At 43.4% G+C, this 26,238-nt stretch carries 32 protein-coding genes and 1 riboswitch; of the genes, 28 read left to right on the top strand and 4 right to left on the bottom strand.

The features are described from left to right. Positions 1-284: 284 nt before the first annotated feature. A complete protein-coding gene (gene atpD, locus ACXAHI_RS11380) occupies positions 285-1,697 on the top strand; it encodes a F0F1 ATP synthase subunit beta (RefSeq protein ID WP_474847828.1) in 1,413 nt (470 codons plus the stop codon). Positions 1,698-2,129: 432 nt separating this feature from the next. Further along, entirely contained in the window at positions 2,130-2,531 is a 402-nt protein-coding gene (locus ACXAHI_RS11375; RefSeq protein ID WP_270180373.1) for a F0F1 ATP synthase subunit epsilon, read from the top strand. Positions 2,532-2,550: 19 nt separating this feature from the next. Here ACXAHI_RS11375 and ACXAHI_RS11370 read toward each other — a convergent pair whose 3' ends face one another. After that, a complete protein-coding gene (locus ACXAHI_RS11370) occupies positions 2,551-3,027 on the bottom strand; it encodes a DUF1722 domain-containing protein (RefSeq protein ID WP_474847826.1) in 477 nt (158 codons plus the stop codon). A gap of 181 nt (positions 3,028-3,208) precedes the next feature. Between ACXAHI_RS11370 and ACXAHI_RS11365 the strand changes: the two genes are divergently transcribed. The 23 genes from ACXAHI_RS11365 to ACXAHI_RS11255 all read left to right on the top strand — a co-directional run bounded on the left by ACXAHI_RS11365 (position 3,209) and on the right by ACXAHI_RS11255 (position 23,980). Next, the gene (locus ACXAHI_RS11365) at positions 3,209-3,538 is read left to right on the top strand and encodes an NADH-quinone oxidoreductase subunit A (RefSeq protein ID WP_270180637.1); all 330 of its coding nucleotides are present in this window, start codon (positions 3,209-3,211) and stop codon (positions 3,536-3,538) included. Further along, positions 3,529-4,047: a NuoB/complex I 20 kDa subunit family protein gene (locus tag ACXAHI_RS11360; RefSeq protein WP_270180371.1), complete on the top strand. Its 519-nt coding sequence runs from the start codon at positions 3,529-3,531 to the stop codon at positions 4,045-4,047. Before ACXAHI_RS11365 ends, ACXAHI_RS11360 begins: the two co-directional genes overlap by 10 nt. After that, on the top strand, positions 4,044-5,276 hold the full coding sequence (locus ACXAHI_RS11355; protein ID WP_474847824.1) for an NADH-quinone oxidoreductase subunit C: 1,233 nt from the start codon (positions 4,044-4,046) through the stop codon (positions 5,274-5,276). Before ACXAHI_RS11360 ends, ACXAHI_RS11355 begins: the two co-directional genes overlap by 4 nt. A 2-nt stretch (positions 5,277-5,278) precedes the next feature. Next, on the top strand, positions 5,279-6,379 hold the full coding sequence (locus ACXAHI_RS11350) for an NADH-quinone oxidoreductase subunit D (RefSeq protein WP_270180369.1): 1,101 nt from the start codon (positions 5,279-5,281) through the stop codon (positions 6,377-6,379). Then, positions 6,376-7,383: an NADH-quinone oxidoreductase subunit NuoH gene (gene nuoH, locus ACXAHI_RS11345; protein ID WP_474847822.1), complete on the top strand. Its 1,008-nt coding sequence runs from the start codon at positions 6,376-6,378 to the stop codon at positions 7,381-7,383. The genes ACXAHI_RS11350 and nuoH overlap by 4 nt, the downstream gene beginning before the upstream one ends. A 34-nt stretch (positions 7,384-7,417) precedes the next feature. Continuing rightward, a complete protein-coding gene (gene nuoI, locus ACXAHI_RS11340; RefSeq protein ID WP_270180367.1) occupies positions 7,418-7,837 on the top strand; it encodes an NADH-quinone oxidoreductase subunit NuoI in 420 nt (139 codons plus the stop codon). Then, positions 7,834-8,349: an NADH-quinone oxidoreductase subunit J gene (locus ACXAHI_RS11335; RefSeq protein WP_270180366.1), complete on the top strand. Its 516-nt coding sequence runs from the start codon at positions 7,834-7,836 to the stop codon at positions 8,347-8,349. The genes nuoI and ACXAHI_RS11335 overlap by 4 nt, the downstream gene beginning before the upstream one ends. Then, the gene (gene nuoK, locus ACXAHI_RS11330) at positions 8,346-8,660 is read left to right on the top strand and encodes an NADH-quinone oxidoreductase subunit NuoK (protein ID WP_270180365.1); all 315 of its coding nucleotides are present in this window, start codon (positions 8,346-8,348) and stop codon (positions 8,658-8,660) included. The genes ACXAHI_RS11335 and nuoK overlap by 4 nt, the downstream gene beginning before the upstream one ends. A 16-nt stretch (positions 8,661-8,676) precedes the next feature. Continuing rightward, positions 8,677-10,539 (top strand): NADH-quinone oxidoreductase subunit L, encoded by a 1,863-nt coding sequence (gene nuoL, locus ACXAHI_RS11325; RefSeq protein ID WP_474847820.1) that lies wholly within the window; start codon positions 8,677-8,679, stop codon positions 10,537-10,539. Continuing rightward, positions 10,536-12,020, top strand: coding sequence for a complex I subunit 4 family protein (locus tag ACXAHI_RS11320; RefSeq protein WP_474847818.1), 1,485 nt, complete (start codon positions 10,536-10,538; stop codon positions 12,018-12,020). Before nuoL ends, ACXAHI_RS11320 begins: the two co-directional genes overlap by 4 nt. 4 nt (positions 12,021-12,024) lie before the next feature. After that, the gene (gene nuoN / locus ACXAHI_RS11315; RefSeq protein WP_474847816.1) at positions 12,025-13,548 is read left to right on the top strand and encodes an NADH-quinone oxidoreductase subunit NuoN; all 1,524 of its coding nucleotides are present in this window, start codon (positions 12,025-12,027) and stop codon (positions 13,546-13,548) included. 196 nt (positions 13,549-13,744) lie between these two features. Continuing rightward, complete coding sequence (locus ACXAHI_RS11310) at positions 13,745-13,978, top strand: DUF1146 family protein (protein WP_270180361.1); 234 nt, start codon at positions 13,745-13,747, stop codon at positions 13,976-13,978. Positions 13,979-14,088: 110 nt separating this feature from the next. Beyond that, positions 14,089-14,835 (top strand): YwmB family TATA-box binding protein, encoded by a 747-nt coding sequence (locus ACXAHI_RS11305; protein ID WP_474847814.1) that lies wholly within the window; start codon positions 14,089-14,091, stop codon positions 14,833-14,835. A gap of 29 nt (positions 14,836-14,864) precedes the next feature. Beyond that, a complete protein-coding gene (gene murA, locus ACXAHI_RS11300; RefSeq protein WP_270180359.1) occupies positions 14,865-16,187 on the top strand; it encodes a UDP-N-acetylglucosamine 1-carboxyvinyltransferase in 1,323 nt (440 codons plus the stop codon). A 261-nt stretch (positions 16,188-16,448) separates the two neighbouring features. Continuing rightward, a complete protein-coding gene (gene spoIID / locus ACXAHI_RS11295; protein ID WP_474847812.1) occupies positions 16,449-17,456 on the top strand; it encodes a stage II sporulation protein D in 1,008 nt (335 codons plus the stop codon). Positions 17,457-17,622: 166 nt separating this feature from the next. Continuing rightward, positions 17,623-18,537 (top strand): peptidoglycan DD-metalloendopeptidase family protein, encoded by a 915-nt coding sequence (locus tag ACXAHI_RS11290; protein WP_474847810.1) that lies wholly within the window; start codon positions 17,623-17,625, stop codon positions 18,535-18,537. Between the two features lie 415 nt (positions 18,538-18,952). Next, on the top strand, positions 18,953-19,252 hold the full coding sequence (locus ACXAHI_RS11285) for a DUF4212 domain-containing protein (protein ID WP_474847808.1): 300 nt from the start codon (positions 18,953-18,955) through the stop codon (positions 19,250-19,252). A gap of 14 nt (positions 19,253-19,266) precedes the next feature. Further along, positions 19,267-20,928, top strand: a complete 1,662-nt coding sequence (locus tag ACXAHI_RS11280) for a sodium:solute symporter family protein (RefSeq protein WP_474847806.1) — start codon at positions 19,267-19,269, stop codon at positions 20,926-20,928. A 502-nt stretch (positions 20,929-21,430) separates the two neighbouring features. Continuing rightward, positions 21,431-21,703 carry a sporulation transcriptional regulator SpoIIID gene (gene spoIIID / locus ACXAHI_RS11275; RefSeq protein WP_224880233.1) on the top strand — a complete coding sequence of 91 codons (273 nt, stop codon included), beginning with the start codon at positions 21,431-21,433 and terminating at the stop codon, positions 21,701-21,703. A gap of 134 nt (positions 21,704-21,837) precedes the next feature. Further along, positions 21,838-22,839: a rod shape-determining protein gene (mreB, locus tag ACXAHI_RS11270; protein ID WP_270180354.1), complete on the top strand. Its 1,002-nt coding sequence runs from the start codon at positions 21,838-21,840 to the stop codon at positions 22,837-22,839. A 51-nt stretch (positions 22,840-22,890) separates the two neighbouring features. After that, positions 22,891-23,169, top strand: a complete 279-nt coding sequence (locus tag ACXAHI_RS11265; protein ID WP_474810053.1) for a DNA-directed RNA polymerase subunit beta — start codon at positions 22,891-22,893, stop codon at positions 23,167-23,169. A gap of 18 nt (positions 23,170-23,187) precedes the next feature. Beyond that, a complete protein-coding gene (gene fabZ, locus ACXAHI_RS11260; RefSeq protein ID WP_224880227.1) occupies positions 23,188-23,610 on the top strand; it encodes a 3-hydroxyacyl-ACP dehydratase FabZ in 423 nt (140 codons plus the stop codon). 196 nt (positions 23,611-23,806) lie between these two features. Beyond that, positions 23,807-23,980 (top strand): hypothetical protein, encoded by a 174-nt coding sequence (locus ACXAHI_RS11255; protein WP_474810055.1) that lies wholly within the window; start codon positions 23,807-23,809, stop codon positions 23,978-23,980. Between the two features lie 39 nt (positions 23,981-24,019). On the opposite strand, the gene ACXAHI_RS11250 is transcribed toward ACXAHI_RS11255, so the two are convergent. Then, a complete protein-coding gene (locus tag ACXAHI_RS11250; RefSeq protein ID WP_270180351.1) occupies positions 24,020-24,352 on the bottom strand; it encodes a helix-turn-helix domain-containing protein in 333 nt (110 codons plus the stop codon). A gap of 289 nt (positions 24,353-24,641) precedes the next feature. Here ACXAHI_RS11250 and ACXAHI_RS11245 point away from each other — a divergent pair, with 289 nt between their 5' ends. From ACXAHI_RS11245 to ACXAHI_RS11235, 3 genes are read left to right on the top strand one after another with little or no spacing between them, the layout of a single operon-like run. Next, positions 24,642-24,764 (top strand): anti-repressor SinI family protein, encoded by a 123-nt coding sequence (locus tag ACXAHI_RS11245; protein ID WP_474847804.1) that lies wholly within the window; start codon positions 24,642-24,644, stop codon positions 24,762-24,764. A gap of 12 nt (positions 24,765-24,776) precedes the next feature. Next, complete coding sequence (locus tag ACXAHI_RS11240; protein WP_474847802.1) at positions 24,777-25,040, top strand: hypothetical protein; 264 nt, start codon at positions 24,777-24,779, stop codon at positions 25,038-25,040. Next, positions 25,037-25,354 carry a DUF5658 family protein gene (locus ACXAHI_RS11235; RefSeq protein WP_474847800.1) on the top strand — a complete coding sequence of 106 codons (318 nt, stop codon included), beginning with the start codon at positions 25,037-25,039 and terminating at the stop codon, positions 25,352-25,354. Before ACXAHI_RS11240 ends, ACXAHI_RS11235 begins: the two co-directional genes overlap by 4 nt. A gap of 46 nt (positions 25,355-25,400) precedes the next feature. Here ACXAHI_RS11235 and ACXAHI_RS11230 read toward each other — a convergent pair whose 3' ends face one another. After that, positions 25,401-25,736, bottom strand: coding sequence for a helix-turn-helix domain-containing protein (locus ACXAHI_RS11230; RefSeq protein ID WP_270180347.1), 336 nt, complete (start codon positions 25,734-25,736; stop codon positions 25,401-25,403). 100 nt (positions 25,737-25,836) lie between these two features. Then, positions 25,837-25,974 (bottom strand): DNA-binding anti-repressor SinI, encoded by a 138-nt coding sequence (sinI, locus tag ACXAHI_RS11225; protein WP_474847798.1) that lies wholly within the window; start codon positions 25,972-25,974, stop codon positions 25,837-25,839. 20 nt (positions 25,975-25,994) lie between these two features. Next, positions 25,995-26,091: riboswitch (cyclic di-GMP riboswitch) on the bottom strand. Between the last annotated feature and the right edge of the window lie 147 nt (positions 26,092-26,238).

The raw sequence follows: 26,238 nt of genomic DNA, 5'->3' as shown, positions 1-26,238 counted from the left end.
GCGCTGGAAGCTTTTCGAATGAACACGTTCTTTGTGTTCAATCGAAAAGGTGAAGCGACTCGAGGACCTGGCCACTGTAGCTGGACATTAGAAAAGCGTAACGAGCCCGTTTAAATCCGCAGGGTGTTGGAGGCCATGAGAATGAGACGATTTATGTCTCAATCGAATGGGTGAAACAGCCGGAGGATTTGGCTCGTGAAGCTGGACAACACTAGTTTAAAACACTATTGCTATTTGAAAGAATCACTTTCAAAAGCACTTAAAGCAAGTTAGGAGGGAACAGGATGAACAAGGGATACATTACCCAGGTTATGGGTCCGGTTGTAGACGTAAAGTTCGATAGCGGAATGCTTCCAGAAATCTACAACGCCCTTACAGTTAACTATAAAGCGGAGTCCGGTGACGAGAAGAGCATGGATCTTACGCTTGAAGTCGCGCTTCACCTTGGCGATGACTCTGTTCGTACCGTAGCGATGGGTTCAACAGATGGTCTTGTACGTGGAGTTGAAACGATTGATACAGGTGCACCGATCTCCGTTCCAGTTGGAGATATTACACTAGGACGTGTATTTAACGTACTAGGAGAAAACATTGACCTTGACGAAGCACTAAGTGCTGACGTTCGTCGTGACCCTATTCACCGTCAAGCTCCTACATTTGAAAACCTTGCAACTTCTACTGAGATCCTTGAAACAGGAATCAAAGTAGTAGACCTTCTTGCTCCATACGTAAAAGGTGGTAAGATCGGTCTGTTTGGTGGTGCAGGTGTAGGTAAAACAGTACTTATCCAGGAACTGATCAACAACATCGCACAGGAACACGGCGGTATCTCCGTATTCGCAGGTGTTGGTGAGCGTACTCGTGAAGGTAACGACCTTTACTACGAGATGACAGATTCCGGAGTTATTAAGAAAACTGCAATGGTATTCGGTCAGATGAACGAACCACCAGGTGCACGTATGCGTGTTGCCCTTTCTGGTCTGACAATGGCAGAATACTTCCGTGATGAGCAAGGACAAGACGTTCTACTCTTCATCGATAACATTTACCGCTTTACTCAGGCAGGTTCTGAGGTATCCGCATTGCTTGGCCGTATGCCATCAGCAGTAGGTTACCAGCCGACACTTGCAACTGAGATGGGCCAACTTCAGGAACGTATCACATCGACTAACAAAGGTTCCGTAACTTCCATTCAGGCAATTTACGTACCAGCCGATGACTATACTGACCCGGCTCCAGCGACAACGTTCGCTCACCTTGATGCTACGACGAACCTTGAGCGTAAGCTATCTGAGCAAGGTATCTACCCAGCGGTGGATCCACTTGCATCAACTTCTCGTGCACTTTCTCCAGAAGTTGTTGGTGAAGAACACTATACTGTTGCTCGTGAAGTTCAGCAGACGCTACAGCGTTACAAAGAACTTCAAGATATCATCGCAATCCTTGGTATGGATGAGCTTTCTGACGAAGATAAGTTAACTGTTGCACGTGCTCGTCGCATTCAGTTCTTCCTTTCTCAGAACTTCCACGTTGCTGAACAGTTCACTGGTCAGCCAGGATCTTACGTACCAGTTAAAGAAACGATCAAAGGATTCAAAGAAATCCTTGACGGCAAACACGACGACATCCCTGAGGATGCATTCCGTCTAGTAGGCCGCATCGAAGAAGTAGTAGAAAAAGCAGAACAAATGGCATAAAGAAAAGCGAAGCGGGCCTGCTTAAATCCGTAGGATGTTGGAGGCCATGAGAATGAGACGATTTTTGTCTCAATCGAATGGGTGAAACAGCCGGAGGATTTGGCCCGCGCAGCTAGACATTAAAGAAAAGCGGAGGCGACCGCCTAGGCCCGACAAGCGCTGGAGCCTTTTCAAGGGAACACGTTCTTTGCGTTCAATTGAAAAGGTGAAGCGACTCGAGGGCCTGGGAGCCGCAGCTAGACATGGAGCAACGGCGCAAGAGACTACTCTAGCCAACGCTACCGATGTCTAGCTCCAGCGCCTACCCCCTCTAGGTCTTAAGTCAATCATCATTGCGGCAAAGAACGCCACATTGATGCTCGCCTTAAGCTCGTCGGGGGTGACCAAGGCGCTTACGCTTTTCAATCATTACCACACCCAGGGAGGGGTACGATGAATACATTGGAAGTCAGTGTAGTCACCCCTGACGGCCCGGTATACCAAGGGGAAGCTGAATTAGTCAGTGTAAAAGCGCAGAGCGGAGAGCTCGGCATTTTACCTGGTCACATTCCGCTTGTTGCCCCTCTTACCATCAATGCAGTTCGCTTCAAAAATGGAGCTGATACTCATGTACTGGCCGTTAGCGGTGGGTTTGTTGAAGTAAGACCTAAGCAAGTAACAATCCTTGCAGAATCTGCTGAAAACCCTTCTGAAATCGACGTAGAACGCGCTCGTGCAGCGAAGGAAAGAGCAGAGCAGCGCCTGAACCAGGCAAAGCAGGATAATGTTGACTTTAGACGTGCTGAGCTAGCGCTTAAGCGTGCAGTAAACCGTCTAGATCTTGCAAAGAAATAATACAGATACGCTAAAAGCATCAGAGTTTATTCTCTGATGCTTTTTTATAATCTTCTTTTGTTATACCCTCAACATTATCTTCATGAAACACAACGTTCCACCCAGAATCTACTTTAATGAAATGACTTTGAGATAAATAGTCTGAAGGGTACTTTTCCAATAAATTTTCAACTAGAGTTTTTAACTGAGCAATATTTTCTTTGGAAAGGTTTTGTTCACTCTCTAAAACGGTATTCATTGTCCCAAAGAACGCTCGCTTTTCTTCTCCATCTGCACGTTTTTTAAAATAACCCCACATATGCTCGAGGGTCGTCCGCATACCTTTTTTAGTATGAGGAAACTGTTCAGCTTCTCCAATCATCGTATATACATCTAACAGATCTTCGATCGAATGCGCCTCTTTAAAGGCAGAACCGATTCGTTTGTAGTGCTCATATCCTTTCGCCATCACGCTATATTTATTTCTTGCCCAAAGTTTTTCTGTTACTTTTCTCATTTCTTTATACGAAATACTGATCACCTCTGTTCGAAATTTTTAAAAAACTTTTCCGGAAAAGCAAGAATAGTGGTAAAAATGTTGAATTAGTATACGAGAGTAGTAAACCGCATGATGAGAGGAGAGATCCTGTTTGGGTGAATCGCTTAACGTGTACCAAAATAGTTACCTCCTGGTGCTGATGTTCCTTCTTCTTGGCTTATTACTACCTATTGTCGCACTCACAGCCGGGAAAATCCTCCGCCCCCATAAGCCTACCGCAGAAAAACAAACAACTTACGAAAGCGGCATCGAGCCGTTCCATCAAAGCTGGATACAGTATAATGTCCGATATTATTTATTCGGGCTTCTATTTGTCATATTCGATGTAGAAACCGTTTTCTTATACCCATGGGCAGTCGCTTATCAGAAACTCGGTTTCTTTGCGTTTATTGAAATGATGATTTTCATCGTCATGCTTCTCATCGGGTTAATTTATGCTTGGAAAAAGAAGGTGTTGAAATGGATATAAGAATAGAAGATATCACGCCCGAAGAATTTGAGGAAATGAAGCAGAATGTCTTTCTTGCAACGCTAGAACAAGTAAAATCCTGGGCACGTAGTAATTCGCTTTGGCCGCTTACGTTCGGTCTTGCGTGCTGCGCGATCGAGATGATGGGGTCCGGAGCTTCGCATTATGACTTAGATCGATTTGGTACGTTTTTTCGAACGTCTCCAAGACAATCAGATGTGATGATCGTATCAGGTACGGTGACAAAGAAAATGGCACCTGTATTGAAGCGTCTCTATGATCAAATGCCAGAACCGAAATGGGTGATTGCGATGGGCTCATGCGCAACTGCAGGAGGACCGTATATCAACTCATATGCCGTTGTGAAAGGAGTCGATCAAATCGTACCGGTCGATGTGTACATACCGGGATGTCCACCGAACCCTGCAGCTCTCATCTATGGAATAAATAAATTACAGGAAAAAATTCGTTACGAAGCAAAGACCGGAAAGCGGGTGACGAATAAATGACGGATGATTCACGTGAAGACCTTGCTGAACAGAAGCGAAAAGCTGTAGAAGAAGCGAAACGAAAAGCAGCTGAATTACGGAAAGCTCGAGAGGAAAAGAAAGCAGAGGATTCAGAGGATAGAGTAGAAGCATCACAGGAACATGATTCTGAGCTAGCGAAAAAGAAAGCCGCTGCAGCAGCGAAAGCAAAGGCGGCAGCGTTAAGGAAGAAAAAAGAGCAGGAGGGTGAAGCATCAGAAACGGAAGAAGACGCAGACCTTGCAAAGAAAAAAGCAGTCGCAGCGGCAAAAGCAAAGGCAGCTGCCTTAAGAAAGAAAAAAGAGCAGGAGGGTGAAGCGTCAGAAACGGAAGAAGACGAAGACCTTGCAAAGAAAAAAGCAGTCGCAGCGGCAAAAGCAAAGGCAGCTGCTTTAAGGAAGAAAAAAGAGCAGGAGGGTGAAGCGTCAGAGACGGAAGAAGACCCAGACCTTGCAAAGAAAAAGGCAGTTGCAGCAGCGAAGGCGAAGGCAGCAGCGTTAAGAAAGAAAAAAGAGCAGGAAGCGTCAGGAACAGAAGAAGATCCAGATCTAGCAAAGAAAAAGGCAGTTGCAGCGGCAAAAGCGAAGGCAGCTGCTCTGAAGAAAAAGTCTGGATCTAGTGACGATGAGAAAGCAAAAGCAGTCGCAGCAGCCAAGGCAAAAGCAAAAGCCGCCGCAGCGGCGAAAGCGAAAGGAAAGGCAAAGGAAGAGGAGCCAGAAGAGGTCAAGCCCTCTCCAAATCAACCTCTTTTAGATCGCTACCTCGAAATAATAAAAGAAAACTTAGGTGATGATTTAGTCGAGGATGCTTATATTAACCGCCTTGCGAAACATGTGCCGACGCTCGTAGCAAAGAAAGAGTCGTATTATCGATTAGCAGAGTTCCTGAAATTTAACGAACTTCTCGCTTTTGACTACCTATCCGAAACGCACGGCACAGACTTTGAAACACATATGGAAATCTACAATCATTTCTATTCTTATATAAATAAACAAAGTGTTGCACTTAAAGTAAAAATCGATCGTGAGAACCCTGTGATTCAGTCGATCACACCACTTTGGTCAGGAGCGAACTGGCCAGAGCGTGAGGCATACGACCTCCTTGGCATCGTGTTCGAAGGTCATCCAAATTTGTCGAGAATCATGATGCCTGATGATTGGGTAGGGCATCCTCTTAGAAAAGACTACGAGCCATACGATGTGGAGGTGTAACGATGATTCGTACTGAGGAAATGCTTTTGAATGTAGGGCCGCAGCACCCCAGTACACATGGCGTGTTTCGCATCGTCCTCAAGATTGATGGTGAAGTGATCAAAGAGGCAACACCTGTCATCGGTTACCTCCACAGAGGAACTGAGAAGATTGCTGAAAACCTACAGTATACACAGATTATTCCATATACAGATCGAATGGATTATCTTGCTGCGATGACAAATAATTATATCCTTTGTCATGCTGTAGAAACGATGATGGCGATGGAGCTTCCAGAACGAGCCGAATATTTGAGAGTGATCGTCATGGAGCTTGGAAGAATAGCGAGCCACCTTGTCTGGTTCGGTACGTATCTCTTAGATATTGGAGCCATGAGCCCCTTTCTTTACGCGTTTCGAGAGCGTGAAGTCATTATTAATCTATTGAATGAGATATCTGGAGGACGTCTCACGTTCAACTATATGAGGGTGGGCGGTGTGAAGTGGGACGCACCAGAAGGCTGGCTTACTAAGGTGCGTGAATTTGTGCCATATATGAGAGAGCAGCTAGCAGGCTACCACGATCTCGTTACAGGAAATGAAATCTTCATGGCTAGGTTAAAAGGAGTCGGAACCTATTCGAGAGAAACGGCACTCTCTTACTCTCTTAGTGGTGCGAACTTGCGCTGTACAGGGGTAGACTGGGATCTTAGAAAAAATGAACCTTACTCCATCTATGAAAGATTTAACTTTGATGTGCCAGTCTTTCATGAAGGAGATGCCCTTTCACGTTACTACTGCCGGATGGGGGAAATTGAAGAAGCGTTGAAAATCGTTGAGCAGGCTGCTGATCAAATTCCTGAGGAAGGAGCCATCATGGCGAAAGTGCCGAGAATTATTAAACCTCCTGCTGGTGAAACGTATGTAAGGATCGAATCTCCACGTGGTGAGATCGGCTGTTACATAGCATCCAAAGGGAAAAAAGAGCCGTATCGCCTCAAGTTTCGAAGGCCATCCTTTTATAACCTTCAGATTCTCCCTGAATTACTTGAAGGAGAAAATATATCCAACTTGATCGCAATTTTAGGAGGGATCGATATCGTTCTCGGGGAGGTGGATGGTTGATGGGTGAATGGCTCACTTCCACACCAGGATACTGGCAAACGGGAGGGTTTTTCCTTGCTGGTGCAGCAATGCTGATGGTCGTTCTTGGATTTGTAACGTATGCCATCTTAGCGGAGCGGAAAGTGCTCGGCTTCATGCAGCTCAGACACGGTCCGAACAGAGTCGGTGGCAGGTTTGGTCTTCTTCAGACAGTTGCAGATGTTCTGAAACTATTATTGAAAGAAGATACCATTCCTAGAGACGCCGATCGTCCGCTTTTTATCATCGCACCTGTCATTGCGTTTGCTCCTGCCTTCATCATAATTGCCGTACTACCGTTCACCGAACGGATTTCGTTTGCAGATATCGGAGTAGGATTGCTTTTTTACATTGCGATATCAGGAATAACAACGATCGGCATTCTTGCTGGAGGGTGGGCATCGAACAATAAATATGCGTTGTTAGGGAGTATGCGATCAGCTGCTCAAATGATCTCTTATGAAATCCCACTCGTCATGAGTGTCATCGGAATCATTCTATTAACAGGCACTCTTAATCTGAACGAAATTATTATGGCGCAGGAAAACGTCGCATTCATCTTCAAGCAGCCGCTCGCATTTTTCATCTTTCTGATCGCATCTGTAGCAGAGCTTAATCGAACGCCATTCGATCTACCGGAGGCCGAGTCAGAGCTCGTAGCAGGCTATCACGTTGAATATTCGGGGTTCAGGTGGGCATTCTTCATGCTCGCTGAGTACGTCTTTCTTTTTGCCATGGCATCGTTAACTACCATTCTCTTTTTAGGGGGATGGCAAGCGATTCCGTTTTTAGATTTTGTACCAGGATTTATCTGGTTCGCACTTAAATTCATCTCTATCGTATTCGTCATGATCTGGATCAGGGCGACATTCCCACGTCTTCGAGCAGATCAATTAATGTCATTTGGATGGAAGGTACTCCTTCCACTCGCACTAGCAAATATCTTTATTACGACGATTTTAATCGAACTATTCCGGTCGTTTTAAATCAGATTCGGTTTAAAAAGGGAGGAAGCAGAGCATGCGAGGACTAGCGAAAGGGTTAGCTTACACCCTTAAGAACCTAACGAAGGAAAAAGTTACGTATGGCTATCCAGAGAAACCGCTCGAAATGCCCGATCGATTTAGAGGCATTCAGAAATTCTACCCTGAGAAATGCATCGTTTGTAATCAATGTGCAGCGATTTGTCCGACAGATTGCATCACCTTAACGGGAAAGAAGCATCCTGACCCTTCAAAAAAAGGGAAGATCATCGATACGTACGACATTAATTTTGAAATCTGCATTCTATGTGATCTCTGCACAGAGGTTTGTCCAACGGAGGCGATTATTATGACGAATAACTTTGAACTCGCTTCTTATAGTAGAGACGATCTGTTCAAGAACCTAGAGTGGCTGGACGAAAATGATACGAATCTTAGAAAGGAAAACAAGGTATGAATGGAGAGCTAATCGTCTTCGTCATCCTTTTTCTGATCACGATCACCGGTGCCTTGCTCATGCTAAATCTCTCAAAAGTCGTTCACATGGTGATGGCGCTCGTTCTAACGTTTCTAGGTATAGCTGGACTTTACGTGATGCTCGCAGCGGAGTTTGTAGCTGTTGTTCAGATTTTAATCTACTCCGGTGCCATCACGATCATCATGCTTTTTGGAATTATGCTCACGAAGCATACCGGTGAAGAGAAGAAGACAGGCTTCGTTAAGAAAGGAATCGTTTTATCTGGAATAACGGCTTTCTTTTTAATCATGTTTTTTGCTGTTAAAGATCTATCACTAGGCGGTCAGGCAACTACCCTGCATGAAAACAATACGGAGCAAATCGGGATCATGCTTTTTACCGAATATGTCATCCCGTTTGAGCTCGTATCGGTCGTTCTACTGGTCGCTCTCGTTGGAGCGGTAATCCTCGCTAAAAAAGAGGAAACCAAGAAAGAAGGTGAGCAGTCATGAGTTCGATACCGCTTTCTGCTTACCTTGTAACGGCGTTATTACTTTTCTGTATGGGACTTTATGGTGCACTAACGAAACGAAATGCTGTAATCGTTCTGATATCGATCGAGCTCATGCTGAATGCTGTGAACGTAAACCTTGTTGCTTTTGCTAAATACGGCGTAGGTGCTTCGATTCGTGGGCAAGTCTTCTCGTTGTTCACGATTACGGTAGCAGCCGCAGAAGCTGCGGTCGGGCTTGCTATTCTGATCGCTTTGTATCGCAATCGAGCAACGGTTAATGTCGATGAAATGAACACATTAAAAAAGTAGCAAAGGGGGGTTATAAATGGATTATGTCTGGCTGATTCCGGTTCTACCACTTCTATCCTTTCTAATCATTTTGTTTACCAGGCCGGTCATTTATAAAAAAGCTGGCATCGTAGGTACCCTGTTTTCCGGCGCTGCTTTTGTTGGAGCACTCATCGTTCTTTTCAGTCATCTCGAAAACGGTAATTTCCTTGTAGAAGGAAATTGGCTATCCATCGACGCACTCACTCTAACGTTCGGATTAGAAGTGAATCCATTGAACGCACTCATGCTCGTCATCGTTACCCTCGTTAGCTTTCTTGTACATATGTATTCGATGGGGTACATGGCAAATGACGAACGGATCGCAACGTTCTTCGGTTATTTAGGGCTTTTTACATTTTCGATGACGGCTCTTGTGTTGTCACCGAACCTTCTTCAAATCTATTTCTTCTGGGAGCTTGTTGGAGTGTGTTCGTTCCTTTTAGTAGGTTTCTACTTTTATAAACCTGAAGCAAAGGCAGCAGCAAAGAAAGCGTTCATCGTAACGAGGATTGGAGATGTAGGATTACTTGTTGCGATATTCTTGCTGTACTGGCAGACGGGAACGCTTGAGCTAGACGGAATCTTTAGCGCTGCAGAAGCGGGTGAACTAACGCCAGCAATGATTACGTTAACGGCAATCCTCATTTTCGTAGGAGCAGTCGGGAAATCGGGACAATTTCCACTTCATACGTGGCTTCCTGATGCGATGGAAGGTCCTACACCAGTATCCGCACTCATTCATGCAGCTACGATGGTAGCGGCTGGTGTTTATCTTGTAGCAGTGATGTTTCCTCTTTTCACAGCATCTGAAGTTGCAATGATGACTGTAGCGATCACTGGTGGTGTTACGGCCGTCTTTGCAGCAACGATCGCCCTTGTTCAAAACGATATCAAACGAATATTGGCATACTCCACGATCAGTCAGCTTGGGTACATGATGCTTGCCTTAGGTACGGCTGGGTATACCGCAGCAGTCTTTCACCTCACGACACACGCTTTCTTTAAAGCACTTCTGTTCCTTGCTGCAGGAAGTGTAATCCATGCAGCCCATGAACAAAACATTCACAAGTTAGGTGGACTCGGTAAAAAGTTGAAAGGAACGGCACTCCTGTTTCTAATAGGGAGTTTAGCGATTGCTGGTTTTCCGTTGTTCTCGGGCTTCTTTAGTAAGGATGAAATATTGGCTTCTGCGTTCTCGAACGGAAGCTATATTCTCTTTGGATTAGCTCTTCTTACAGCGTTTCTCACGGCTTTTTACATGTTCCGCCTTTACTTTCTTGTCTTTAGCGGAGACCGTGAGCGTAATGAAGAAATCAAAGAATCTCCGCGTACGATGCTTATCCCCATGATGCTTCTGGCCGTGCTCGCCGTTTTCTCAGGGTTTATTCACACGCACTGGTTCGGAACGTTTCTAGGTGATTGGCTTGAAACTACCCCTTATCCAGTGCTGTTCAGTTCCATCGATGCGCCTTATTGGATAATGATTCTGGCTAGTGCGTTGTCGATTGGAGGAATCGCTCTCGCATGGTTCATGTATGCAAAACAAAGTATTCCTAGAAATTGGCTATACGGATCGATGAAAGAAGCACATCACGTACTGTATCGAAAGTATTATGTTGATGAACTTTACCGCGCTGTATTTGTAAAAGGGCTCTACGCGCTTAGCTACTTCTGGAGCTATTTTGATCGTTTCATCGTTGAAGGAGGGGCCGCTGCAGTAAAGGGACTCGTCTCACAACTTGGTAAAACGGGTGTGAAAGTTCAGTCTGGACAGGTACAGACTTACGGTGCCGTTGCGTTTTCAGGACTCGTCCTCGTCCTTCTAGTCATCGCGGCGTTAGGGGGGTATTTCCAATGACCGGTTTACTTTCAATTCTTGTGTTCTCGCCGCTCTTAGGAATCATTCTACTTGCGATTCTATCTCCTGAAAGTCATTTGGTAAAACGGATTGGTACACTCGCTACGGCATTACCGCTTCTTCTCGCCATCGTCGTGTACTCATTGTTTGAACACGGCGTTGAAGGGATTCAGTTCCAAGAGACGGTTACGTGGTTTGAAATGATGACGTCGATCAGTCCGAACGAGCCTTATATCATCTCATATGAGCTTGGCGTCACGGGACTATCGGTTTTGTTTTTGTTTTTAACTTCTCTCATTACGTTTCTTGCTTCCTTTGCCGTCCATCGAATAACGAGTGGAACAAAAGGGTTCTTCATATTATTTCTGGCACTTGAACTCGGCATGCTTGGGGTTTTCTCAAGCGAGAACCTGTTCCTCTTTTTCTTGTTTTTTGAAGTAACGCTCGTCTCAACGTTCTTACTTCTCGGGAGATGGGGTGGTTTTCATAAAGAAAGGGCTGCTTTTTCATTCTTAATCTACAACGGGATTGGATCGGTGCTGCTTCTTATCGTTATCATCACTCTTTTTGTCGAACTGCATACGACGAATATCACGGAAATTACTTCGATGCTGAAGGAAACGGATTCATTTGAGTTTCTCTCATATGACATGAGAATGTGGTTGTTGGTTCTACTACTCCTCGCTTTCGGGACCAAACTTCCAATCGTACCTCTTCATTCATGGATGGTACGCGTACACGTTGAAGCGCCGATCGCTCTTGTGATGATTCATGCAGGAGTGTTATTAAAAATAGGTGCATATGGATTGATTCGTTTCGGAGGAGGTTTTTTTCCAGAACAGCTGCAAGACATCGCACTTGTCCTTGCCATTCTTGGATTAATAAACTTGTTGTATGGCGCATTCATCGCGTTCGTTCAAACTGAACTTCGAGCGCTGCTTGCCTATTCGTCTATATCCCATATGGGCATCGTGTTACTGGGATTAGCTTCGTTTAATTCAGCTGGTGTTCAGGGGGCAATTTTTCAAACCATCTCACATGGTCTCATTGCAGCACTCCTCTTTCTTCTGATCGGAGTCCTCCTCGACCGATTTGGAACGACGAGAATCAGTGAACTTGGAGGCATTGCTAGCCAGACCCCGTTATTTGCTGGTTTCTTTTTAGCGGCAGGACTTGCATCTCTAGGGTTACCGGGCATGAGCGGCTTTATTAGTGAATTTCTAGCGTTTCTAGGATTATTTGAATCGATGCCTGTGATCGGTGCGATTGGCGTCTTAGGGATCATTCTAACTGCTGTCTATATCTTGCGAGCCGTACTAGCGGTGACCTTCGGTGAACGGCGACCATCCTTTGATCGGAAAAAGGATCTATCCGCAACTGAAGTCGTTTCATCAGCAGTATTACTGATCCTGATCATCTGGATCGGGGTTTATCCAGCAATCTTGTCTAACACGCTGAGAACGATTGGGATAGGGGGTTAGCGTAATGAATATGTCGACTTTGATGCAATACAACTGGGGAAGTATGATGCCTGAATTTATTATCCTCATTACTGCCGTCACAATCTCCTTGATCGATCTTTTTACGACGAAAAAAAGTCGTACCATGCTCGTATGGTTTGCACTAGCGGGTGTTGGATTAGCTACGATCTTTCTTTTTCTGCAGTTAGACGACGGTGTCGTTTCGATTTTAGGTGAAACGTTCAGGCTTGATTCGTTTGCGAAAGCGTTCAAACTGCTCATGTTGATCGGTACAGGTTTTGTCCTATTGCTGGGACTTCCGTCTAAGGGTGATCTAGAGGATGTAAAAGGGGAATACTACTATCTCATCTTAACGGCGCTTCTCGGTGGGATGATGATGGCCTCGAGCGCTGACCTTATCACATTATTCGTTGGTCTTGAGCTATTGAGCTTATCTTCATATATCCTTGTTGGAATTCGTAAAACGAATCATTTTGCGAACGAAGCTGCCTTTAAATACCTCGTCAACGGAGGGATCGCTACTGCGATCACACTGTTTGGTATGAGCTATGTATATGGACTTTCAGGTGAAACGAATCTGTATGCGATTCAGTCTGCTATGGCAAGCGACATCGTGGCAGATAATCGGTTTCTCATCGTGTTTGCATTTCTAATGATTTTTATCGGACTACTATTCAAGATAGCAGCAGCTCCGTTTCATATGTGGGCACCTGACGTCTATCAGGGAGCTGAAACTCCAGTCACCGCTTTTTTAAGCGTCGTTTCAAAAACAGCTGGATTCGCCATTATCCTTCGTCTCCTCATGGTACCGTTTGTCTTTGCACCTGGGACAGGAAAAGTAATTACGCCTGAGGGAATGAGTTTTGAATCGCTACTCGTATCTGTTCGCCCTTACATAGCGATCATAGCGATCTTAACCATCATCATCGGTAATATTATTGCGCTTAGGCAGTTGAATGCGAAACGCCTCTTTGCTTACTCGAGTATCGCTCATGCAGGTTACATCCTCATTCCTTTTGCAGCATTATCGGAGATGGTGTTTGAAGTCGTATGGTTCTACTTATTGGCGTATCTCCTGATGAACCTTGGGGCGTTTGCTGTAATTCATGCTGTAACGAAGGAAAGAGAAGACGTGACAATTGCTTCGTTTGCAGGAATGTTTAGACGCTCACCGTTCATTGCAATTACGATGACGATTTTTCTATTGTCTCTTGCTGGAATACCGTTTACGGCGGGATTCATTGGGAAATTTGAAATATTCATGAGTGCGCTGGGAACAGAGCCAAAGCGTTATTTTCTAACGGCAGCGATGCTTCTAGGAACCGTTCTATCGTATGTATACTATTTCGGTTTGTTCGTTCAAATGTACTTCAGACCGTCAGATAAGAAGCCGATAACGATTTCAGCAGGGGTGACAGCTGTATTGACGATCACAGCTACAGCTACACTGGTCATTGGAATTTTTCCGTCAACGGCATTAACGTTCATACAAGAGTACTTTCAATTCATGGAAGTGTTTAATCAGTAAGAACCGCAGTCTCATTGGGATTGCGGTTTTTTTATTAAGATTTAGGAAAAAATAAAAATATTGTCGAAATTGATGGTAAAATGTAAGTTAGAACTTATATTTATGGGGTTAAAGTCCGATATTCATTACGTACGATATCTTTTATAATTAGCAAATAGAAATTGATACAAGTGTGCAAATGAGAGGGGGTAGAGAGATGACGGAAGCACTTGCGCAGCAGTCGATTTTTTCGATTTTTATTCACCTGGTGTTTTTATTGATAACCTGGTGGGCGCTACAAACTGTTCGCTTCGATGTGTTTGTTAAGAAGCCGAATAGTCCACAGGCCAAAGTCCTCATGATACTCCTGACCATCAGCATCGGTTCCCTCACTAGTAGCTTCTTTCTCGATTACTACAACTGGTCTATCCGCCTAAAATATTTATTCTAACTTAAAAGTCACATTTGGAATTTGTCGGTTAATGACTACAAATTCCATGTATGCCCTAGCCCTCAATGGTCACAATGAAAGTAAGAGACCTGAACGGGGAGAGGGTTAAGATGAAGCTTATGATCGGATTACTGTCAATCATGCTTCTTGGAAGCTTTTCACATGGTACATCAGTAACGTTTGAAGATGATACGGAAGCAAAGACAGCCGAGATTGCGAACATTTTAATAGACAATGATGTCATAATAAAAAGTTGGTCACTTCATACAAAAGGAAAAATGGGTTTTAAAAGTATTTCCTCAGGGAAGAGACTAACTACGTCGGAGCTTCAAGCTGATTCGCCAGAGTATAACTGGATCGAAAAGGTGGACGGTGACGGCATTGTGAAGTTCATTGGCACAAAACTGGATTCGAAATTAGGCATCAAAGACACTGTAACCCTTATTACTTATCCGGAGAATGATCGTAATAGCTCTTATCTTATCTATAATATGGAAGTCTCCGGATTCCACCAGGAGGAATGGCGAACAGCTTACGAACACTTTACGTCACAAAAGTCACAATTTTTCCATGAAGATGCCCCTGTCTTCACTTGTTTTAAAGGGGTGAAAGATGATAAAATGAACATTGTTTTGTACAAAGAGGCGGACAAGCTTTTGAGCAATTTTGGAGCCTCGAAAGTTGAAGAAGTCAATGAAGAGACGTTTGTATCACTTTCCGCATACCATAAGAAGTGGAAAGAAACAATTACAACGAACAACCAGAGAATGAACTTACAGATAGCATTACGAGATACAGGAATGGGCGGCGCAACTACCGTCACAATTGGCACACCGATAATTACGACTGAATATTAATATACAAATTGGACGCGGAGGGGAATACGTTGGAAAAAATCATCGTCCGAGGTGGCAGGAGACTGACTGGCTCTGTAAGAGTCGAGGGAGCTAAAAATGCAGTCTTGCCCGTCATCACAGCATCTGTATTAGCACATGAAGGCACGAGCACGTTAAAAGATGTGCCGGCCCTTTCAGATGTACACACGATTAGCGAAGTATTAAGTTATTTGAACGTAGAGTCAGAGATAAATGGAAATACAATTCATGTGGATGCAACAAAACCACTAAAAACAGAAGCACCTTTCGAAGCAGTACGTAAAATGAGAGCTTCGTTTCTAGTTATGGGACCATTATTGGCCCGCGTGGGTCATGCCCGCATCGCACTTCCTGGTGGCTGTGCAATTGGATCAAGGCCGATCGATCAGCACCTTAAAGGCTTTGAAGCAATGGGTGCAGAGGTTCAAATCGGTAATGGATTTATTGAAGCTTCAATTAAAGGAAGACTTCAAGGAGCGAAGATTTACCTTGATTTCCCAAGTGTTGGAGCGACTGAAAACATCATGATGGCAGCCGTTCTTGCGGAAGGTACAACGATTCTTGAGAACGTTGCGCAAGAGCCAGAAATCGTCTGTCTAGCGAATTACCTGAATGCGATGGGTGCGAAAGTACGCGGAGCTGGTACAGGTACGATTCGAATCGAAGGTGTCGAGAAGCTATACGGTGCTGAACACACTGTTATTCCTGACCGCATCGAAGCAGGTACTTTTATGGTAGCATCTGCTATTACAGGCGGAAACGTTCTTGTCGAGAACGCTGTTTCTGAACACCTACGCCCTCTTATTGCCAAGATGGAGGAAATGGGAGTTGAGATTACAGAAGAAGGTAACGGACTACGAGTAATCGGTCCTGAAACACTCAAACCAGTTGATCTTAAGACGATGCCACACCCTGGTTTCCCTACAGATATGCAGTCACAGATGATGGCACTGTTGCTTCAGGCAAAGGGTACAAGTGTGATCACTGAGACAGTATTTGAAAATCGATTCATGCATGTTGAAGAATTCCGTCGCATGAATGGAAACATCAAGATCGAGGGTCGTGCCGCAATCATTGAAGGTCCTTCTGAGCTACAAGGTGCTGAAGTATCAGCTACTGATCTTCGCGCTGGAGCTGCATTAATCCTTGCTGGTCTAGTTGCTGACGGCTACACGCGTGTAGATGAGCTTAAGCACTTAGATCGTGGCTATGTGAACTTTGCTGAGAAGCTTGCTGCTCTTGGAGCTGACGTTGAACGCGTCAAGCTTGAAGAAACAGAGCAAACAGCAGAAACTGTAGCTGAAGAAACAGACGTTAAACCAAAATTAGCGTAAGTGAAAACCGTAGCGATGAGCTACGGTTTTTTTGTTATGAACGGAAGCACCTCCCCTATAAAATATTCATTAAAAGTTAAACGTAAGGAGCTTTTATGATAAAAGCTTCAACAAAAGAAAAATATCGAGTAAAACCGTTAACAAACCCTTCCTCACGTCCCTCACCACTACACCGATACCTCGTTTCGTTTCTGTTCTAAATGGTTGTCCACTTCCATAAGGTGTTAGTGGAGATACAATTTAGATGACGGGGGCATGCGAATGAAAAAGATCCTTCTTATCCTTATCTTATTTGCTGGCATTATAATTCTTTTGCCATCTATGTTAGTGCTACCATATGGATCATCTGGGGGATCACCAGTGACTACTGACTCGAAAAGAGAAAGTAACAATATGCCAACTGCAAAAGCCGTGAATGTCGATGTACCGGTCTATCGAGCACAGCTTGAGAAGACGGTGAACGTTCCAATTGAAGAATATGTAACTGGAGTAGTAGCAGCTGAGATGCCAGCAGAGTTTAATCTAGAAGCTCTGAAGGCGCAGGCGTTAACAGCAAGAACGTTCGTCGTTACGAGGCTTGCAAATCCCACAGAAGAACTTCCTGGGAACGCAATCGTCACTGACACGATCCAACACCAGGTATATAAAAGTAACGATGAGTTGAAGAAAGCATGGGGAAAAGAGTTTGAGAGTAAGTATGCGAAGATCGAAAAGGCTGTTGAAGAAACAGTCGGTCAGATTTTAACGTATGAAGGCAATCCGATCTACGCTTCATTTTTCTCAACGAGCAACGGATACACGGAGAACTCGGAAGACTACTGGGAAAATGCTGCTCCATATCTTAGAAGCGTAGAAAGTCCGTGGGATAAGCAGTCGCCTAAGTACTCCGACGAAATATCGTTTTCGAAAAGTGAGTTCGAACAAAAGCTTGGTGTTACGCTTCCATCGGATGGATCGGTCGGAACGATAAAGAACCTCACGACTGGGAAGCGGGTTGGGGAAGTTGAAGTAGCTGGTAAATCCTTTACTGGAAGAGAAATTCGAGACCTACTTGGTTTAAGGTCTTCTGACTTCACCTGGGAGCGGAATGGAGATCGAATTTCTGTCACGACGAAAGGCTATGGACACGGCGTTGGAATGAGTCAATATGGTGCGAACGGAATGGCTGAAGAAGGAAGAGACTACGATGAAATCGTGAAACACTACTATAAAGGTGTGGCGATCAGTGAGATGGGTCGCTATGTTGAAAACGTAACAGCACAGCGTTAAAAGCCGCAGCAATGCGGTTTTTTGCTTGTTAGGACGGCGTATTTTGAGAAAATGAAAAGAAAATGCATAAAAATAACCGACTTGTCGAAAAATAAATAGATATTTTTTCAGGAATGTGTATAGAAACCTTGTAACCTGACAACAATGGTTGCTGAGGTGATGATAAATGGGAGATGAAAACAAAAAATCTCATCCTATTGAAAAAAGCGCTTCTAAATGGCAAAAGCTAGCTAGAAAGCGTTGGATTTATCCAGCAGTATACCTTGGATTCGCAGCACTAGTACTAACAGCAGTGCTTTGGATGCAAGGCGGTCAAGAAAATGCAGAAGAGCCCCGTGACTTGAGTGGAATTGATTCTGACAGAAGTGCCTATGATGCTGATGAAAAGTCTGTCCCGGTTCTAGGAGATTCTGAAGTCTTTAAAGTACCTGCTTCTGAAGATAGTGGCGTATTTGTTCAAAAGCAATATTACGACGCTGAAGCTAGCACTGACGAACAAAAAGCTGCTCTCGTATTCTATAATAATACCTACTACCAGAATTCAGGAATCGACTATGCGAAAGAAGATGGAGCAAGTTTTGAAGTCGTTGCTGCAATGAGTGGTAAAGTTGTGAAAGCAGAAAAAGATCAGTTGCTTGGTAACGTTGTACACATCGAACATGCAGATGGCGTTGTAACTGTTTATGAGTCTCTTGATAAGCTTGAAGTTGCTGAAGGCGACAAAGTGAAGCAAGGCGATGAGTTAGGTACAGCTGGAACGAACACATTCGACACAGATGCTGGCGTACATGTACATTTCGAAGTACGTAAAGATGGTACTCCAGTTAACCCGCTTGATGTATTCAACCAACCATCCTCTGCTGTAGAAGTACAGGATAGTGAAGAGAAAGCTGGTAACCCTGTAACAAATCCTTCTGCTTCAGAAGGAAATCAGGGAGTAGACTCTGAGAAAGACGCTGAAGAAAAAGCTGAAAAAGACGCTACTGAAGAAAAAGGTTCAAAAGACACAGAAGATACAGATGAAAAGGGTTCAAAAGACTCAAACACTAACAATGAAAAAGGGTCAAAAGACTCTCAATAAGAAACAGGCCTCCGAGCGATCGGGGGCTTTTTCTCTGTTATCAATGAATATTTTCAACATTAATCGACCTTTCCCGGGAAATAGGAGGTGGTTTTATGTAGGATATTCATGAACGATTGGAAGATTTGTGGAAAATGAACCTTGACTTATAGGAGTAATAACTTGATAATAAAAAATATGATTTAAATATTCAGATAATTTAGACGAAAGGAGAGCCTACCATTTTATACGTTTTTATCGTCGCGGTATTGATCAGCATCGTCGTTACTGTTCAGAAAAGAAAGCCTCTATTTTTACTGATGCCCATCGGCCTATTGGGTGTTTATCTCATTGTTGAAATTGCCAGAGTTCCTCTCGGATTTGGAGAAACTGTGGAACTTATTTTTAACTTAAAATAATTGGAGGTGGAAGTAGAGTGAAGAAGATTGATAAAAAGACTGCAGATGCTTATATAAAAGCTAGATTTCGTCTGACCACTGTTCTATTAATCATTTGGTTGACGGTCTCGTTCGGCATGGTCTTGATTGCTGAAACGCTAGCGCAGTATACGTTTAACGGCTTTCCGCTGCATTATTTCATGGGTGCTCAAGGTTCGATCGTCGTGTTTATCATTCTATTATTTGTTAACGCTTACATATGCGACCGTATCGATGAGAAATACAATCTAGTAGAGAAAAAGAGTAAGAATGTAAAGGGACAATCACTTAGTCAATAAGAGGGAGGATATGAATGGATTCTCAGTTTTTAGTATCATTACTACTTATTATTGCCTCGTTTGGATTGTATATTGGTATAGCCGTTTACAATAGAGCTAAGCAAACGTCAGAATTTTTCGTAGCGGGTCGAGGGGTTCCATCGGTCTATAACGGGATGGCGATCGGCGCTGACTGGATGAGTGCAGCTTCATTCATCGGTTTAGCAGGAACCGTTATGGTACTCGGTTATGATGGTCTTGCTTACATCATGGGCTGGACAGGCGGCTATTTGCTTCTAACATTTCTATTAGCACCTCAACTCCGTAAATCTGGGCGATACACGGTTCCAGAGTTCATCGGAGATCGGTTTCAAAGTAAAACAGCACTCGTTATTGCGGCGATCGCAACGATTATTATCAGTTTTACATACTCGATTGGACAGCTCGCAGGTTCAGGCGTTGTTATCGGAAGGCTTTTTGAAGTAGATGCGAAGGTTGGCGTTATGATCGGGGTGGTGATCATTGCGATCTACGCAACGATGGGCGGGATGAAAGGGATTACCTGGACTCAGGTAGCTCAGTACATCATTCTAATCATTGCCTATCTTGTTCCGATCATCTTCATGTCACTTCAAATCACAAACAATCCACTACCATGGTTAAGTTACGGAAACATCGTATCTGAATTAGGAGAACTCGATCGGGAGCTCGGAATTTCGGAATACTTTACGCCTTTTGATACCGGTTCAAAGTGGCAGTTCCTCGCACTGATGTTTAGTTTGATGGCTGGAACAGCAGGATTACCGCACGTCATCGTCCGTTTCTATACTGTATCGACGATGAAAGCTGCTCGATGGAGTGGTGCATGGGCACTGTTGTTCATCGGCTTACTCTATCTCTCAGCACCAGCGTACGCGGCGTTTTCTCGGTTCATCTTGATGAAACAAGTAGCGGGTAGTCCGATCGATAACTTACCTGACTGGACTGAGAAATGGATCAACACAGGCTTACTCAGTATGGCAGACGGAAACTCTGATGGCATTCTTCAGTGGCAAGAAATTGCCATCAGTAATGACATTGTTGTTATGGCTACACCGGAAATCGCAAATTTAGGAATCTTTGTGATCGGGCTTGTAGCTGCTGGGGCGATGGCTGCAGCTCTTTCAACGGCAGGCGGCCTTCTGATGGCCATTTCATCATCCTTTTCCCATGATATTTATTTCCGTATTATTAATCCGAATGCCTCTGAGAAGAAGCGTATGGCCGTCGCACGCTGGTCGATTCTAATTGCAACGATCGTAGCAGGCCTTGTGGCGCTAAATCCACCTGGGGTAATCACTCAAATCGTTGCATGGGCGTTTGCGCTCGCTTCTGGTACATTCTTCCCAGCACTCATATTAGGAGTATGGTGGAAACGTGCAAATGCATATGGAGTCATTTCTGGAATGATTGTGGGCCTTCTCGTAACCTTAACGTATATCTTCCTAGCGAAGTTTGGTGGAGTTACGGTCTTTGGCATTATCGATACAGGAGCAGGCGTGTTTGGCGCCGCAGCTGCTTTCTTAACGAATATCATCGTTTCACTAAGCACTGCGCCACCATCACAGAAAACACAAGAAGAGGTGTTGGACCTAAGGTACCCTGAACAATTGAAGTACAAAGATGGCGAAGTATGGAAAGATGATGAAGTCATTTAAAGAGGTAGTCCCGGATACAATGGTATCCGGGGCTTTTTATTTTTTATAGATGTGCTTAGAAGATTTAAAGAAATTTTGTGATCGCTGAAGTTGATTTGAGCGGAAGGTGCTCGACTCCTGCGGGACTAGCGGGACATGTGAAACCCCACAGGCGCAAGAATTTCGAGCAGAGGAGGCTCACCGCCTGCCCCGCGGAAAGCGAGCACCTGCAGCGGAAACCAACCACTATTCACAGATAATAGAATTAATTTTAAAGAAAATTCAATAAAATCACTTGTCCCTCTTGACTTTTTGGTATATAACTATCCAACCCCTAATAAAATGTTACAAAACTTAGTAAATGAGGGGCAGAGGTGAGAAGTTGTGGTAAGGCTTCGAAGTATTCTTGTACACAATTCTCCTGACATCATGTAGATCGACTTGATGACTTGAGCTTCGTAGCATGATCACTTTATCAGTCTCATTTCGCATCTCTCACATCCAATTTAGGGAGGCGAGTGGTGTGCACGATTACATCAAAGAGCGAACCATCAAGATTGGAAATTACATCGTGGAGACGAAGAAAACGGTGAGGGTGATCGCCAAAGAATTTGGAGTATCAAAAAGCACCGTCCATAAAGACCTTACTGAAAGACTCCCAGAAATCAATCCTGACCTGGCCAACGAGGTGAAAGAAATTCTTGAGTATCATAAATCGATACGACACCTTCGAGGCGGGGAAGCGACTAGAATAAAATATAGAAAGGATACTGAGAAGGAAGAAGCTGTAAAATAGGTGAAAAACGACAATTTTTTCTAAATCTTTTCTTCCATGTTCACTTTTGTGATACAATATACTAATGGATATGAACTCTATACATACTAGGAATGGAACTATAGATGAGTGATTGAACACAGGGAGGATAGATCATGTTATCACGTGATATAGGGATTGACTTAGGTACTGCGAACGTACTGATTTATTTAAAGGGAAAAGGGATTGTCCTCGATGAGCCTTCTGTTGTAGCGATCGACACCACAACGGGTAAAGCACTTGCCGTAGGTGAAGAAGCAAGGCAGATGGTAGGCCGGACGCCTGGAAACATCGTTCCTACTCGTCCATTGAAGGATGGGGTCATCGCTGACTTCGATATTACAGAAGTAATGCTTAGACATTTCTTGAACAAGATCAATGTGAAAAGCTTTTTATCGAAGCCGCGTATTTTAATTTGTACACCGACTAACATCACATCGGTTGAGAAAAAAGCGATTAAAGAAGCTGCTGAAAAAAGCGGTGGGAAACAAATTTTCCTAGAAGAAGAGCCAAAGGTTGCCGCAATTGGTGCTGGAATGGATATTTTCCAACCGAGCGGAAATATGGTAGTGGATATAGGCGGTGGGACGACTGATATCGCGGTACTTTCGATGGGCGATATTGTCACCGCCTCTTCCATTAAGATGGCAGGGGACAAGTTCGATTACGAGATCTTAGACTATATCAAGAAAGAGTACAAGCTATTGATCGGTGAACGAACGGCAGAACAGATCAAGATCAATGTTGCAACGGTATTTCCAGGTGGTCGGAAAGAAGAGCTCGACATACGCGGACGTGACATGGTTACGGGACTTCCTAGAACCATCACAGTGAAATCTGATGAAATTCAGCAGGCGTTACAAGAACCGATCTCTCATATGGTGATGGCAGCGAAAAGCGTTCTTGAACGTACTCCTCCTGAACTTTCTGCAGATATTATCGATCGTGGCGTAATCATGACAGGCGGAGGCGCACTTCTTCATGGAATCGATCAATTATTTGCTGAAGAATTGATGGTTCCTGTGTTAGTCGCTGAAGAACCAATGAGCTGCGTTGCAAAAGGGACAGGCTTAATGCTGGAACATATGGACAAAATCGCTAAAAAGAAACTAGTCTAACTTTTCGGAAGTTCTTAGGTAACGGAAACTATTCGTAAGGGTGTTATCATGATGGCGAACAACCATGAAAACGTAAATGAAACCTCAGAAATCAACATGAATGATGAGGAAAAAAAGACAAAGAATAAGAAAATAAAAGAGCGTATGCCTCGAATTCGGTTAATTCCGATTTGGCTGCGCCTTATTCTCGTTGTACTGCTTCTTGCCTTTTCACTCGCTGCAGGAGCTATGATTGGATACGGGGTCATCGGAGAAGGAAGCCCGGGAGACGTTTTCAAAAAAGAGACCTGGGTGAAGATCTCTGATATTGTTAAGAAAGAAACGGAGTAATAGAAGGGAGCACTCGTGATGATGGACATTCAAGATATTAAATCAATCATCCCACATCGCTATCCTTTTCTACTTGTCGACAAGATCGTGGAAGTAGAGGAAGAAGTGAGAGCGATCGGAATTAAGAACGTTACAGCCAACGAAGAATTTTTCAACGGTCACTTTCCTGATTACCCAGTCATGCCAGGTGTCTTAATTGTAGAAGCACTTGCGCAGGTCGGTGCGGTTGCTATGCTTAAGAAGGAAGAGAACCAGGGGAAGCTTGCTTTCTTTACAGGCATCGATAAATGCCGCTTTAAAAGACAAGTTAAGCCAGGTGATCAGCTTCGCTTAGAAGTTGAAATCATCCGTATTAAAGGACCTATGGGCAAAGGAAAAGCGACAGCGACTGTCGATGGTGAAGTTGCTGCGGAAGCGGAAATCATGTTTGCCCTCAAATAACGATCTTACAAGCATCTCGAATTTCGAGGTGCTTTTTTACGTTCATTTGTAAAAACGTTGTGCAATTTTGTTAAGCATTTAAAGGCTTTATTGAGACTCTGTTAATTGCCACACATGGGAGAATATTGCTGTTATGATTTGGTCAACCGCTTATTCAGTAGCTGCGGTCAAACTTGGTTAGGGAGGAATTTTGATAATGAATAAGAAATTCATGGCCAAAATTGCAACTTCGTTTCTAGCTGTTATGCTCATCACTGCTTGTAGCGGTGGAGAAGAAGAAGGAAACAACAATACAACCAACAACGGAAGTAATACGGAAGAACCTGCTTCCAACAACGGATCCACTAACTCTGAGAATTCTGCTGAATAAGTTGTTAAACTCCCGTCCACTCCAGGCGGGAGTTTTTCATTAGCCTTTCTTGTTTAATTGCCACTTCCTAAATTCGAGAAACTCCTCAAAGTCTTCTTTCGTGATGCCAGACCGCATCGCTTCTTCGATCAATGACTGCCATTCTGGGTCCAAATTGGGCTCTCTTTCTTCAAACTCATCTTCATGAATAAACACATCCATAGGCACCTTTAATACAGCAGCGATTTTTTCGAGAAATTGTATAGAGGGGTTCGCCTGTTGATTGCGCTCGATTGAACTGAGGTAAGATTTTGCTACCCCAGCTCGCTTCGCTAATTCAGTTAATGACAGTCCCATGCGATTTCGATAAAGCTTAATCTTTTCACCTATCATCCCCAATACCTCAACTTTGTTAGTATTTGATAATTCAATTTTATCAAGAACATTATGTTCTGTAAACAGAACAATAGTCTTAAGTTAAAAACGTTAAAATATGGAATTATAAGAAAAATAAAGCATAGGTTAGAAAAAGCTTGGTTTTATACCTAAACACAAATAAAATAAAGAATTTTCAGTCTTTTACATTCGATCTGATAGGCTTATATTAGATGTATATTCTAAATAAAGAACAAATCGTTCTTTATAGTGTCGGATTATGGAGAAAAAAGTAAGGAGGTAGAAAATGAGAGCGTATGGTGGAGAAAAATTGGACTTAGAGTGGATTAACCTTATTGCGAAAGCCAAGAAGTTAGGACTAAGTAAGGAAGAGATTAGACAATTCCTCGATAATTCCTCAAAAAAATAAGGGGGAATTTAGATGATCAAGCTTGGAGATCGCACGTTTGTATCGTACATCACAGAGAAAAGAGTCAAGGTTGTTGCACTCGATGATAGGACCGGCAAACTTTATATTAACGATGAATACAAAGGTTGCTGTGACTTACACTTTATTCTTAATAAGATTAAGGAGCTCGAATTGCAGGAGGAAAATAGAAGGTGGCTTTTTGAGGACGAGCGGAAACTTTATAACGAATTAAGTCAAATTATTAAGAATCAGATCATTTCCTCGAACTTAGAATGAGTAGGGATGCACGGTCTTCCCTTCAACCCATCATGTACTATTTGGCATGCTGTAATTTCATCGATGGCGTCATTACATACTGGGGCGTACAGAACAACGTGATCGAAGAAGCAAATCCACTGATGAACCTATTATTTAGTATCCATCCATCTGTCTTTCTATGTTTTAAGATCATACTGTCGATCTTACTTGTGTTTATGGGAAGCATGAAGAATGACTTTCAAACGCGGTTAGTAAGATGGCTGTTGAACGTCGCAACTGTTCTTTATACTGCAATATTACTGTATCATGCCTACTGGCTCTTTTTACTGTAAATCATAATAAAAAGAGCCTTCACCTGAGGCTCCCGGGTTAGATCGATTATTTGTCGCTTCCTTGCTTTGCACGCCACTTGTTGAACTCTAGGAATTCTTTGAATTGTTCTTTACTAACTCCCGAATTCATCGCTTCTTTAACAAGCTTTTTCCACTCTGAATCCAACTCGCTTTGATGGATGAGGTTATCTCCTTGAAGAAGTACCTCTACGGAAACATCTAATACTCCTGAAATCTTCTCTAAGAATTGAATAGAAGGGTTAGATTGTATGTTTCGTTCGATTGAACTCAAATAGGATTTTGCTACACTAGCGCGTTCAGCTAATTCAGAAAGTGAGAGGCCTTTACGTAATCGATACTTCTTTACTTGCTCTCCTATCATGTCTTACCCTCCCATACGTCAACATCACACTCAGTTACTAAATATTATATCAGTATGGGTATGTTCCGTAAATAGAACAAAAGCGTTAATCGCCCTCCACTCACTCCTTCAAATCCCTGACTATTTCCTCCTTTCTAATAAAAGCTTTCACCTCTTCCACTGATAATCCTAATTCCTTCGCAGTAAGAATTAGATATACCCATTCCTCATCAAGCCTCACCTTTTCACTTGTTTCCATCCTCACTCCTCCTCTATGTTCCAGGTAGTTCAGCCATCTTAGGAAACACCTTACGCCTCCCTTAGATCTGATAACTTTGCGATCTACTTTTTTCAAAGTAGGGTGCCTTTTTGCTGGAGGATACCTAATACTTTAGACCTATGTAAACGAATAATGTTATATCTCTATCATAGTCCGAAAATGGTAAGAAATTTGTTGTTTTTTGAAAGCTAAAACAACTTTTTTTGTCATTTCTTAAAAAGTACGGTTGAAACACGACAGAAC

The organism is Anaerobacillus sp. ABD4_527, from assembly GCF_056160805.1.
Note: the sequence above shows the minus strand (reverse complement) of the source record. Positions and strands in the feature narration are given on the sequence as shown.